The organism is Curtobacterium sp. MCLR17_040 (genome assembly GCF_003234735.1).
GTDB classification, from domain to species: Bacteria; Actinomycetota; Actinomycetes; order Actinomycetales; family Microbacteriaceae; genus Curtobacterium; species Curtobacterium flaccumfaciens.
Genome location: NZ_QKTE01000022.1, coordinates 25,657 through 37,967 on the forward strand (window position 1 = coordinate 25,657; position 12,311 = coordinate 37,967).

Below are 12,311 nucleotides of genomic sequence, written 5' to 3' on the forward strand. Positions count from 1 at the left end.
GATCATCGGATAGTATTGTCTGGTTGCTCCGGTACGGAGTGATCACACCGCGGGGTGTGGCGCAGCTTGGTAGCGCGCCTCGTTCGGGACGAGGAGGTCGCAGGTTCAAATCCTGTCACCCCGACACTGTGTTGAGACAGTACGAAGAAGGCCCTGGTTCTCCGGAACCAGGGCCTTCTGCTTTCCCCGGGTGCATCTCGGCCGCCCGATGGGTCGCACGACCCAGTCAGCCGGTCCCCGCCCCATCACGAGCAGCCCCTCCCGCTACGCTCGCAAGCGCCATGCAGAACGACCATCCCCTCGCCGCCGTGCTCGCCGCGATCGCCGCCGAGTTCCCCGACATCGCGGACGACCCGGCGCTGGCGCAGAGCCTGACCGAGAACGTCTCGTCGATGATCGCCGAGGCCCACGAGCGCTACGCCGCGGGAACCGACGGCAGCGTCGTGAGCCACGCGTTCCTCGACCCCGAGCACCTGGCGACCGGCAGTCTGCACGCCGAGCACGCCCAGCACCCGGCCGGCGCCATGCTCGCGGCGGAGATGCTGTTCGACGCCTACCTGCCGGTCTTCGTCGACGAGGTCGGCGCGGCGTCCACCGCCGAGGTCCTGCGCGCCACCAGGGCCCTGCACGCCGGCATCTGGAGCCGGTTCCCGGCCGGGGCTGTCGCGTACACGGAGGCACTGCGCCAACGCCTCACCACGGCGCACCTGGACTCCCGGACGCAGATCGCGCGGGACCTGCACGACCGCGTCGCCCACGGCATCCTCGCCGGGCTGCAGCGCCTCGACCTCGTCCTGCTGACGGATCCACCGGCGGACGAACGAGCCGATCAGCTCGACGACGCAGCGCGGTTGCTCCGGAGCGCACTCGGCGACGTCCAGGACCTCGCAGTGAGCCTGCACGCCCGGGTCGGGGATGCCCTGCTCGACGACGCGCTCCGGCGGCACGTGCGCGACCTGTTCCCCGACGACGACCTCCTGTCCATCGAGTCGACGGGTGTGGCCGGTCCCCTGCCGAACTGGCAGGCCGAGGAAGCGCTGACGATCCTGCTCGAGGCGCTCACGAACCGCAGCAAGCACGCGCGTGGATCGACGGCTTCGGTGCGCTTCCTCTGGTCACCCGCAGCGCTGGTGGTGACGGTCGCCGATGACGGCCCGGGGTTCGACGTGGAGAGCGACGCCGACGGCCGCCTCGGCCAGCAGACCATGCGCGAGCGTGCGGCGGTGATCGGCGCCCGGCTCGACGTCGAGAGCGTCCGCGGCAGCCGAGACCACGGCACCACCGTCCGACTGACCATCCCGAGGGGCACCCTGTGACCGTCACCCACGTCGCCATCGTCGACGACCACCGGCTCTTCCGCGAAGGACTCGCCACGATCCTGGCCGCGGTCCCCACGATCCGCGTCGTGGCGCACGGCGAACGACCGTCGGAGGTGCTCGACTCCCCCGAGGCCGCCGCGATCGACGTCCTGCTGCTCGACGTGGAGCTGGACGGCCCGCCGGCACGGACGACGATCGCCACGGTCCGCCGGACCCGCCCGGACATCCGGGTGGTGGTGCTCACGATGCACCGGGATGCCGTCCTCCGCCGGACCCTGCTCGATGCCGGCGCGGTCGACTTCGTCACGAAGGACACCCCGAGCCGTGAACTCGTCGACCGGATCGCCCGCGCAGCCCACGCCGATGCGGCACCCGTCACGTTCCCCGTCGACCTGGTGACCGAGGCCCGAGCCGGCTCACCGTTGAGCGACCGCGAGCTCGAGGTTCTGCGACTCCTCGCCGCCGCCCGGACCAACGCCGAGATCGCCGCCGACCTGCAGCTCGCGATCGGCACCGTCAAGCGGCACGTCTACAACGTCTTCCGCAAGCTGGACGTCGGTTCCCGCGTCGGGGCGGTCGCCGCAGCCACGCGCCTGGGCCTGCTCACCTGAGGCACCACGCAACTTCGTGAGCAGGAATGGTCGGGTGCCCAGCGGACACCCGACCATTCCTGCTCACGAAGCGACCTAGACGGAGACCGACGCACCCGCGGGCACGAGCTTGCCGGCCGCGTGCAGCCCGGCCACGACGTCGAGCGCCTGGTGCCGGTACCGCGCCTGTGCAGCACCAGGCGAGACGATCACGCCGTTCGCCCCGGTCGACGCCACGAGTGCGTTGATCTTCTCCGCGACCTGCTCGGCGTTGCCGTAGGCCTGCCGCTCGGTGCGGGCCGCGATGAACCGACGCTCGAGGTCGTTGAACTCGTACGCACGCGCCTCGTCCATCGACACCGGCTCGGGCTTCCGGCCCGAGCGCATCCGGATGAACGAGATCATGCCCGGTGCGCTCTGCTCGTCGATGACGGCGGGGTCCTCGTCGGTGACGACCTGCACACCGATCAGCGCGTTCGGCGTCTGGCGGAAGCGCGACGGACGGAACGAGTCGCGGTACAGGGCGAGTGCCGCCTCGGTGTTGTCGGACGCGAAGTGGTGGGCGAAGGCGAACGAGATGCCGAGAGCACCGGCAACCTGGGCGCTGTAGCCGGAGGACCCGAGCAGCCAGAACTCCGGCACATCGCCGTAGCCCGGCACGGCGCGGATGCCCGCCAGCGGGTTCTCCGCGCCCATGCCGGTGAAGAACCCGATCAGGTCGGCCAGGCGGTCCGGGAAGTCGTCGACGTCGAGTCGGTCGGTGCGACGGAGGGCCATCGCCGTCGCACCGTCGGTGCCGGGAGCGCGCCCCAGCCCGAGGTCGACCCGGTCGCCGTACAGCGCACGGAGGGTGCCGAACTGCTCGGCGACGACGAGGGGCGCGTGGTTCGGCAGCATGACGCCACCGGACCCGATGCGGATGGTCGAGGTGGCCGCGCCGACGGCGCTCAGCAGCACCGCCGGGGCCGAGGAGGTGATGCCCGGCATCCCGTGGTGCTCGGCGACCCAGAACCGCTCGTACCCGAGCTGCTCGGCGCGCACGGCCATGTCGATGGACCCCTGCAGGGCCTCGGTGTTGGACTGGCCGTACTCGCGGGTGGCCAGGTCGAGGACGGACAGATGCAGGGTGTCGTCGGTCATGTGGTCACCAACACACGCCGGCGCACGTGCATTCCTGTGCACGCGACGGACTGGAGGCCCGTGGCGGCGCCGCCACGGGCCTCCAGTCCGTCTGCTGGGTGCGTACCGGACGCACGCCGGCGCGAGCGGTCAGGCGCCGTCGAGGCGGCCGCCGGACTCCGTCAGGTAGCAGTTGGCGCAGAGCGACTCGTAGGCGACGTCGACGCCGTCGATCGCGACCTGGGATCCGTCGAAGACGAACCGGCCGTCGACCGTCCGGGCGTTGAAGACCGCCTTGCGGCCGCAGCGGCAGATGGTCTTCAGCTCTTCGAGGGAGTGCGCGACCTCGAGCAGGCGGGCGCTGCCGGGGAACGCCTCGGTGCGGAAGTCCGTGCGGATGCCGTAGGTGATGACCGGGATCTCGTCGAGCACCGCGATGCGCAGCAGGTCGTCGACCTGTCGCGGGGTGAGGAACTGCGCCTCGTCGACGAGCACGCAGCTGACGGGCCGCACCATGCCGTCCAGGCGCTCCGACTCGGGGTCGACGGCACCGGCGGCGGAGACGGCCTGGCGCACGTCGGCGTCCGGCGAGAACACGATGTCGACGGTCCGGGTGACGCCGAGGCGGGAGACGATCTCACGGTCGCCCTTGGTGTCCACCGCGGGCTTGGCGAGCAGCACCCGGTGCCCGCGCTCCTCGTAGTTGTAGGCCGCCTGCAGCAAGCCCGTGCTCTTGCCGCTGTTCATCGCGCCGTAGCGGAAGTAGAGCTTCGCCACTACGCGAGGAACCCGTCCTCGGCGGCCCGACGGATGAGGTCGGACTTCTTCGAGGCGGGGCGGCCCACCTTGCTGTACTTCTCGCGCACGCGACGCAGGTAGGTCTTCGCGGTCTCGTACTGCACGTTCATCTGCGCGGCGACCTCGTTCGTCGAGTAGCCGGACACGTAGAGCCGCAGCGCCTCTTCCTCACCGGCGCTGAGCTTCGGCCGCTGGTGCGCGGCGGCACCCGTCGGCAGCGGACGCCACTCCCGGGGCTGCGGGGTCTCGCGGGCGACGCCCATGATCTCGCGGGCGACGTCCATGACCTCGCGCATCGGGAGCGACTTCGACAGGAACGCCGCGGCGCCGGCGGCCAGGGCGCGGTCGCGGGACTCACGGCTGTCGACGCTCGAGAGCACGATGACCTTCGCTCCGGCGGCACGGCACGTGCGGACACGGGCCTCGATCGAGACCGGTTCCTTGAGCTGGAAGTCCAGGAACACCAGGTCGGTCGGGAAGCTGTCACTGTGGACCATCTCGAGCCAGGTGTGCGCGGTCAGGGCCAGGTCGAAGTCGAACGCGTTCACCGCGATCCAGCTCGACAGGCTGTCCAGCAGCACCTCGTGGTCGTCGAGGATGGCCAGCCGCACACGTCGCGCTCCCGGGTTCGGGAGGGACGGCGACCCCTCCGAGAGCCTGTTCGGGTCAGTGCTGGTCATAGGAGAACCTTAGTGCGAGGGCGGAAGGGCGGACTGCGACGTCGAGGTCGGGGAACGTCACGCGGAGGACGGCGAAGTAGGGGTCGAAGGTGCGGTGGATGCCGATGTCGGAGTCCGCGACGGCGAGCTCCATGTCGACGGACACACGGCCGGGTGCGGGTGCCTGCGCGGGTCGGGCCGCCAGGGCTGCCCGGGCCGCGGGGGCCGCGTGGTCCGCCGGGCGGGCCTGGGGCGCCGGGTCCGCCAGAGTGTCCGCTCGTCGCACGGTCGCGCGGAAGCCGGCCGGGTCGACGGTCGAGGCTCGGAGGGCCGCACGGACGAACGTGCGGACGACCGCCCGCTGGTCGGTGTCGAGCGTCGCGATGAGGCCGTCGGGGTCGTCGACCACCGGCGCCTGGCCGCCGTCGACCCGGACGGCGTGCTCGAACCAGGTGCGGTCGGCGTCGGCGACCATGGACGCGCGGATGCCGTCGGCGATCGCGCGGGCACGGGCACGGTCGGCGTCGGTGATGACGTCGCGCGTGCGGAGCTCGGCGAAGAACGGGGCGACGTCGCGGGACAGGATCGTCGAGCGGTCCTGCTGCACGCTCGCCGCGATGCCGTCCCGCTCGGCACGTGCGACGGAGTACGACCCGGCGCGGATCTGCACCCGTTCGGCGAGCCCCGCGAAGGTCCAGGCGAACACCGCGGACGCGGCGGTCAGCACGAGCGTCGGTGCCGCGGCCAGGAACGCCGCGACGGCGACCGGCACCTCGTGCGGGAACTCCGCGGCGCCCGCGCCCCAGGTCACGGCGTTCACCGCGGCCAGCACGAACCCACCGATCGTCAGGTCGGTCCACGGGCGGTACGGCGCGACCATGACGATGCCGGTCGCGGTGATCAGGGACATGAAGTCGTTCAGGGCACTGCGGTCCGGCCCCCACTGCGCCGCGACGCTCGTCACCGATGCCAGGCCGAGCAACCCGACGTGCGCGACGAACGCCGACCGCGGGAACGGCGCACGGAACGGGCTCGAAGCGGCGAGCACCACCACCGCCGAGGCCGCGACGAGCAGCACGGTGAGGGCACTGAGGGTGGGGCTGCCCACGACGTCGCGGTCGAAGATCGACACGAGCAGGGCCCAGACGACGCTGCCGGCACCGAGCACGACGGCCAGTGGCCGCGACCCCATCGCGCCGAGCGGGTCGTACTGCTGGGCGGTGCGGCGGGACCCGTGCTGCCGAGCCGCCGTCATCGCTCGGTCCCCCGGCCGTCGCTGACCGCCGGCACGGTGACCGCGCCGGTGACCGGTCCGTACGGCACGGTCATCATCACGCTCGTGCCGGAACCGGGCGACGACCAGATCTGGACGTCACCGCCGACCCGGCCGATCCGCTCTCGCACCGAACCGCGGAGGCCCATCCGGTCGGCTCCGGTGGCGTCCTCGTCGAACCCACGACCGTCGTCGACGACCATGACGGTGCAGGACGCGCTGTCGTCGAACACGCTGACCTCTGCGGCGTCGGTCCCCGCGTGCTTCCGCACGTTGGCCAGGCACTGGCCGACGGCCCGGACCACCGCCGACAGCGCACGCTGGTCCAGGCGCTCGAGCGCGGAGGTGTCACCCGAGACGGTCACGTCGAGTCCGAGCGTCCGGTGCTCGGCGACCATGGTGCCGAACGCCTCGGCCGCGGCCCCGGGACGCGGGCGGGCGGCCGGCGCGAGCCACCCCTTGCCGGTGAGCACCGCGACGTCGGCGTCGACCGTCTCGGCGAGGTGCGGGTCCATCGGGCCGTCGGGCGCGAGGGCGATCGCGCCGAGGTGGTTGAGCACGGTGTCGTGCAGGATCGCGGACGCCTCGGCCTCGACCCCGGCGCGGTACGCGGACACGTGTTCTTCGCGCGCCGAGCGCAGGAGTTCGGGCTGCACCCGTTCGCTCCGCCCCGTGCTGCGGGTCGTGAAGAGCACGAGCGCGACCACGAAGCCCAGGGTGACCCAGGCCAGGATGAGCGGACGGGGCGACTGGTCGGCCTGCACGATGGCGATCCAGGTCGCGAGTCGTCCGGTCAGGAAGCCGACGAAGGACCACAGCACGACGCGGCTCGGCACGGCGCCGGCTCCCCCGACCAGGATGAGCGGGATCACGACGAGGGACATCAGGTACGAGGTCACCCACCCGGTCGGCACCTGCTGCTGGACCCCGACGGCGAACCACCAGGCGCAGACGCCACCGACGGCCAGGAACGCGATCGCCGAGACCCGGGTGCCGAACTGCACGTGCACGCCGATCATGGCGAGCATCGGGACGACCGCCAGCGCGGTGCCGACGACCTGCACCCCGGGCTCGGACAGCCCGTAGAGCACGAGCGTGATGGCCGCGGCCAACAGCGAGCCGATGGCGCCGGCGTGGAATGCGCGCACGGTCGACCACGCGTTCACTCGCGGTGCGAGGTGCGTGGGGATGCCGAGCACGAGGTGGATCCTTCCGGGTGGCGAGGGCGCCGTCCACGATCCAACCACCGGAGCAGCGGCCGTGTACCCCGAATCCGGGGCCGTGCGGCGACCCGCACGATGATAGCGGCCCGGACCGGGGTCTTGCTGTCCCCCGAACGTGGACCGGACACGACCCGGACGGCCGCCCCTCAGAACAGCGTCTGCGCCGCAGCCGGCCGGAGCAGCCGCTGGTCGAACCCGGGGTCGGCGCGCTTCAGCGGTGACACCGTCGGCACCGACTGCTCCTGCGGCAGCGCCTGCGGCCCGCCCGTGCCCAGCCCCTGCGGCACGCCCGGCTGCAGCGTCCGCGGTTCCGAGAAGCCCATCGACCCCGTCGCCGGGTCCACTCGCCCCAGTCCGACCCCGTGCGCCGCCAGGATCGGGCGGATGCGCTCCGACAGCCACCGTCGGTAGTCCTTCGGCGCGTAGGTGTTGTCGAGGTACATCGCGCGGTACCGCTGTACCAGGTCGGGTCGCTCGCGGCCGAGCCACTCGAACCACCACGGCTTGACGCCCGGCCGCAGGTGCAGCGCCGAGTACATGATGCTCGTCGCGCCGGCCGCGGTCGCCCGACCGATGGCGTCGTCGAGGTGCGCCCGGGTGTCGGTGATGTACGGCAGCACCGGCATCAGGAACACGGCGCAGTCGAGCCCCGCGTCGCGGATGGCCCGCACGGTCGCCAGCCGGGCCGAAGTCGTCGGGGTGCCGGACTCGACCGACTGCTGCAGCGAGTCGTCGTACACGGCGATCGACATCGCGAGGTCGACCGGCACCACCTTCGCCGCCTCGGCCAGCAGCGGCAGGTCGCGGCGCAGCAGCGTGCCCTTCGTCAGGATGCTGAACGGGGTGCGCGACTCCGCCAGCGCCTCGATCACGCCGGGCATCAGCCGGTACCGCCCCTCGGCCCGCTGGTACGGGTCGGTGTTCGTGCCGAGCGCCACCGGGTGACGGTCCCACGAGGGCTTGCCGAGCTCACGACGCAGCACGTCGGCGACGTTCGTCTTCACCACGATCTGCTGGTCGAAGTCGGCGCCGCCGTCGAACTCCAGGTACGTGTGGGTCGGGCGGGCGAAGCAGTACACGCAGGCGTGGCTGCACCCGCGGTACGGGTTGATCGTCCAGCCGTACGTGCCCGACCCGTCCGCACTCGGCACCCGGTTCAGGGCGCTCTTCGCCAGGACCTCGTGGAAGGTCACCCCGGCGAACTCGGGCGTCGTCACACTCCGGACGAACCCGCTGTTCGATTCCATCCCGGGCAGCGCGTCGCTCTGCTCGGCGTCGATCGCCTGTCCACTCCACCGCATGCCGTCATTCGAACACACGTTCGAACAGACCGCAAACCCGAGCGGACCACGACAGGCCTCAGTGGTGCAGGCCGAGCACCTTCGCCGTGCGCTCGAGCGTGGCGTCGGCCAGAGCCGGGTCGTCCCCCAGGTCCTGCCCGTAGGTCGGCACCATCGCGCGGACGTCTTCCTGCCAGCCGTCCCACCGGTCCGGGAAGCACCGGCGCAGCATCGTGAGCATGATCGGCACGGCGGTCGAGGCACCCGGCGACGCCCCGAGCAGGCCGGCGATCGAGCCGTCGGCGGCGGTGATGACCTCGGTGCCGAACTGCAGCACACCGCCCTTGTCCTTGTCGGGCTTGATCACCTGGACACGCTGCCCCGCGGTGATGCGGTGCCAGTTCTCGGGCTCGGCGCTCGGCATGAAGTCGCGGAGCGCCTCGAACTTGGTGTGCTTCGACGCGAGGAGCTGGCCGACCAGGTAGCGGACCAGGTCGAAGTTCGAGAACGCGACGCTCAGCATCGGGCGGAGGTTGTGCGGTCGGATCGAGCGGAACAGGTCGAGGACCGAGCCCTGCTTCAGGAACTTCGGGCTGAACCCCGCGTACGGCCCGAACATCAGCGACGACCCACCGTCGACGATGCGGGTGTCGAGGTGCGGCACCGACATCGGCGGGGCACCGACACTGGCCTTGCCGTAGACCTTGGCGGAGTGCTTCTGCACCACCTCGGGGTCGTCGGTGCGCAGGAACTCGCCCGACACCGGGAAGCCGCCGTAGCCGCGGATCTCCGGGATGCCGGACTTCTGCAGCAGGTGCAGGGCTCCGCCGCCGGCACCGACGAAGACGAACTTCGCGGCGATGCGCTGCGTCGACCGGCCGATCTCGTTGCGGACGTTGAGCACCCAGCCCTCGGACACCTTGGAGCGGGTCAGGTTGGTGACCTGGTGCGAGGGTTCGAACTCGACACCGTCGATCTCGAGCTGGTCGAAGAGCTGGCGGGTGAGCGACCCGAAGTCGACGTCCGAGCCGGCTGCCGAGTAGGTCGCCGCGATCGGCTGGTCCTTCTTGCGGCCGGGGATGAGCGCCGGTGCCCACTTCCGGATCTGCGCCGGGTCGTCCGAGAACTCGATGCCCGCGAAGAGCGGGTGGTCACGCATGGCCTCGTACCGGGCGCGCATGTACGCGACGTTGGCCTCGCCCCAGACGAACGAGATGTGCGGCGTGGGGTTGATGAAGTTCGACGGCTCCGGCAGCACACCGGTCTCGACCAGGTGCGCCCAGAACTGCCGCGAGACCTGGAACTGCTCGTTGACCGTGACGGCCTTCGCGATGTCGACGCGGCCGTCCGGCAGTTCCGGCGTGTAGTTCAGCTCGCACAGTGCCGAGTGCCCGGTGCCCGCGTTGTTCCACGGGTTCGAGGACTCCTGCGCCACCGTGCCGAGCCGCTCGTACACGCGGATCTTCCAGCTGGGCTCGAGCTTGTGGATGATGGCCCCGAGCGTGGCACTCATGATGCCTCCGCCGATCAGGACGACGTCGATGGGGTCCACCTGCTGCTCTGCCACCCGTCGATCCTACCGGCGGCACCCGACAGACGGACAGGAGGCCCGTGGCGGTGTCGCCACGGGCCTCCTGTCCGTCTGCTGGTCGCGCTCGGGGCGCGCTACGCGTCGACGGAGCGGCGCGCGACGATCGTCTCGGCGATCTGCACCGCGTTGAGCGCGGCGCCCTTCCGCAGGTTGTCGTTGCTCACGAACAGGACGAGGCCGCGGCCCTCGGGCGCGGACTGGTCGGCGCGGATGCGGCCGACGAACGCCGGGTCCTGGCCGGCGGCCTGCAGCGGGGTCGGGACGTCGGAGAGCTCGACTCCGGGTGCGCTCGACAGGATCTCGGTCGCACGCTCGGGCGACAGCGGACGCTCGAACTCGGCGTGCACCGAGATGGAGTGCCCGGTGAACACGGGGACGCGAACGCAGGTGCCGGCCACGAGCAGGTCGGGCAGCTCGAGGATCTTCCGGCTCTCGTTCCGGAGCTTCTTCTCCTCGTCGGTCTCGCCCAGGCCGTCCTCGACGATGCTGCCGGCGAGCGGCACGACGTCGAAGGCGATCGGGCGGACGTACTTGACGGGCTCGGGGAACGTCACGGCGGATCCGTCGTGCGTCAGCGCAGCGGTGTCCTGCTCGAGCGCGGCCTTCGCCTGGCCCAGGAGTTCCTCGACCCCGGCGAGCCCGGAACCCGAGACCGCCTGGTAGGTCGTCGCGACCAGGCGGCGGAGCCCGGACTCGGTGTCGAGCACCTTGAGCACCGGCATGATCGCCATGGTCGTGCAGTTCGGGTTCGCGATGATCCCCTTCGGCGCCTGGTCGATGGCGTGCGGGTTCACCTCGCTCACGACGAGCGGGACGTCGGGGTCCATGCGCCAGGCGCTCGAGTTGTCGACGACGAGTGCCCCGGCGGCGGCGAACTTCGGCGCGAGGGCCCGCGAGGCGGTGGCCCCGGCGGAGAACAGCGCGATGTCGATGCCGGACGGGTCGGCGAGCTCGGAGTCCTCGACCACGATCTGCTCGCCCCGGAACGGCAGCGTCGTGCCGGCGGAACGGGCGCTCGCGAAGAAGCGGACCCGGTCGGCCGGGAACGCGCGCTCTTCGAGCAGGCGACGCATCACGGCGCCGACCTGGCCGGTGGCGCCGACGACGGCGACGGTGAGGGTGCTCATGCGGTGCTCCTGGTGGTTCAGCGGATCGACGGGTCGGCGGGCGTCAGCGGCCGGTGCCGGCGTAGACGACGGCCTCGGCGTCGGCGTCGAGGCCGAACGCGCTGTGCACGACGCGCATCGCCTCGTTCAGGGTGTCGGCGCGGGTCACGACCGAGATGCGGATCTCGGACGTGGAGATCATCTCGATGTTGATCGACGCGTCGTGCAGGGCGCGGAAGAGCTGCGCCGAGACGCCGGCGTTCGTGCGCATCCCGGCGCCGACCAGGGCGAGCTTGCCGATCTGGTCGTCGTACTGGATGCTCTCGTAGCCGATGTCGGCCTTCGCGACCTCGAGCGCCGTCAGCACGGTCTGGCCCTGGTCCTTCGGCAGGGTGAACGAGATGTCCGTCCGCCCGGTCGACGCTGCCGACACGTTCTGGACGATCATGTCGATGTTCGCCCCGGCGCGTGCCACGTTGGTGAAGATCTCGGCAGCCTTGCCCGGCTGGTCCGGGACCCCCACGACGGTGATCTTGCCCTCGGAGAGGTCTCCGGCGATCCCGGTGATGATCGGTTCTTCCACGGTTTCCCCCTCGGCAGGGTTGTAGACGATGGTGCCCTCGTTGTTGTTGAACGAGGACCGGACGTGCAGGGTGACGCCGTGCCGCCGGGCGTACTCGACGGCACGGATGTACAGGACCTTGGCACCCGAGGCTGCGAGCTCGAGCATCTCCTCGCTGGTGACGCGGTCGACCTTGCGGGCCTTCGGCACGACACGGGGGTCGGCGGTGAAGATGCCGTCGACGTCGGTGTAGATCTCGCAGACGTCGGCGTCGAGTGCTGCGGCGAGGGCGACGGCGGTGGTGTCCGAACCGCCGCGGCCGAGCGTGGTGATCTCGCCCGTGGTGCGGTTGAAACCCTGGAACCCGGCGACGATCGCGACGTGGCCGGAGTCGAGCGCCTCGCGCACGCGCTTCGGGGTGACGTCGACGATGCGGGCCTTGCCGTGCTGGGCGTCGGTGAGCATGCCCGCCTGGCTGCCGGTGTAGGAGGACGCTTCGACCCCGAGGCTCTTGATCGCCATCGCGAGCAGCGCCATCGAGATGCGCTCCCCCGCGGTCAGGAGCATGTCGAGCTCACGGCCGGCGGGGATCGGCGTGACGGAGTGCGCCAGGTCGACGAGTTCGTCGGTGGTGTCGCCCATCGCCGACACCGCCACGACCACGTCGTTGCCGGCCTTCTTCGTCTCGACGATCCGCTTCGCCACGCGCTTGATGCTCTCGGCGTCCGCGACGGATGAACCACCGAACTTCTGCACGATCAAGGCCACTGGCTGGTACTCCCGGAGACGGC

General features: G+C 71.1%; 11 protein-coding genes and 1 tRNA gene. 3 read left to right on the forward strand and 9 right to left on the reverse strand.

Features of this window, described 5'->3' with window-relative positions; genetic code table 11:
* Positions 1–50 precede the first annotated feature (50 nt).
* The 3 genes from DEJ01_RS15505 (at position 51) to DEJ01_RS15515 (ending at position 1,930) form a co-directional block, all read left to right on the forward strand.
* Positions 51–124, forward strand: a tRNA-Pro gene (locus tag DEJ01_RS15505).
* A gap of 157 nt (positions 125–281) precedes the next feature.
* Entirely contained in the window at positions 282–1,316 is a 1,035-nt protein-coding gene (locus tag DEJ01_RS15510; protein WP_111093514.1) for a sensor histidine kinase, read from the forward strand.
* A complete protein-coding gene (locus DEJ01_RS15515) occupies positions 1,313–1,930 on the forward strand; it encodes a response regulator (RefSeq protein WP_111022276.1) in 618 nt (205 codons plus the stop codon). The genes DEJ01_RS15510 and DEJ01_RS15515 overlap by 4 nt, the downstream gene beginning before the upstream one ends.
* Positions 1,931–2,005: 75 nt before the next feature.
* On the opposite strand, the gene DEJ01_RS15520 is transcribed toward DEJ01_RS15515, so the two are convergent.
* From DEJ01_RS15520 to DEJ01_RS15560, 9 genes are all read right to left on the reverse strand, one after another.
* Entirely contained in the window at positions 2,006–3,049 is a 1,044-nt protein-coding gene (locus DEJ01_RS15520) for an LLM class flavin-dependent oxidoreductase (RefSeq protein WP_111029414.1), read from the reverse strand.
* 129 nt (positions 3,050–3,178) lie between these two features.
* Positions 3,179–3,805: a thymidine kinase gene (locus DEJ01_RS15525; protein WP_111038068.1), complete on the reverse strand. Its 627-nt coding sequence runs from the start codon at positions 3,803–3,805 to the stop codon at positions 3,179–3,181.
* On the reverse strand, positions 3,805–4,506 hold the full coding sequence (locus DEJ01_RS15530; protein ID WP_035808846.1) for a response regulator transcription factor: 702 nt from the start codon (positions 4,504–4,506) through the stop codon (positions 3,805–3,807). The genes DEJ01_RS15525 and DEJ01_RS15530 overlap by 1 nt, the downstream gene beginning before the upstream one ends.
* On the reverse strand, positions 4,493–5,740 hold the full coding sequence (locus DEJ01_RS15535) for a hypothetical protein (RefSeq protein WP_111093515.1): 1,248 nt from the start codon (positions 5,738–5,740) through the stop codon (positions 4,493–4,495). The genes DEJ01_RS15530 and DEJ01_RS15535 overlap by 14 nt, the downstream gene beginning before the upstream one ends.
* Positions 5,737–6,957: a sensor histidine kinase gene (locus DEJ01_RS15540; protein WP_111093516.1), complete on the reverse strand. Its 1,221-nt coding sequence runs from the start codon at positions 6,955–6,957 to the stop codon at positions 5,737–5,739. Before DEJ01_RS15540 ends, DEJ01_RS15535 begins: the two co-directional genes overlap by 4 nt.
* Positions 6,958–7,127: 170 nt before the next feature.
* On the reverse strand, positions 7,128–8,282 hold the full coding sequence (locus DEJ01_RS15545; RefSeq protein WP_111031969.1) for an Rv2578c family radical SAM protein: 1,155 nt from the start codon (positions 8,280–8,282) through the stop codon (positions 7,128–7,130).
* A 58-nt stretch (positions 8,283–8,340) separates the two neighbouring features.
* Positions 8,341–9,828, reverse strand: a complete 1,488-nt coding sequence (locus tag DEJ01_RS15550; protein ID WP_111093517.1) for a malate:quinone oxidoreductase — start codon at positions 9,826–9,828, stop codon at positions 8,341–8,343.
* A gap of 98 nt (positions 9,829–9,926) precedes the next feature.
* A complete protein-coding gene (locus tag DEJ01_RS15555) occupies positions 9,927–10,979 on the reverse strand; it encodes an aspartate-semialdehyde dehydrogenase (protein ID WP_071405015.1) in 1,053 nt (350 codons plus the stop codon).
* A 43-nt stretch (positions 10,980–11,022) separates the two neighbouring features.
* On the reverse strand, positions 11,023–12,288 hold the full coding sequence (locus DEJ01_RS15560) for an aspartate kinase (RefSeq protein WP_017888681.1): 1,266 nt from the start codon (positions 12,286–12,288) through the stop codon (positions 11,023–11,025).
* Positions 12,289–12,311: the final 23 nt, after the last annotated feature.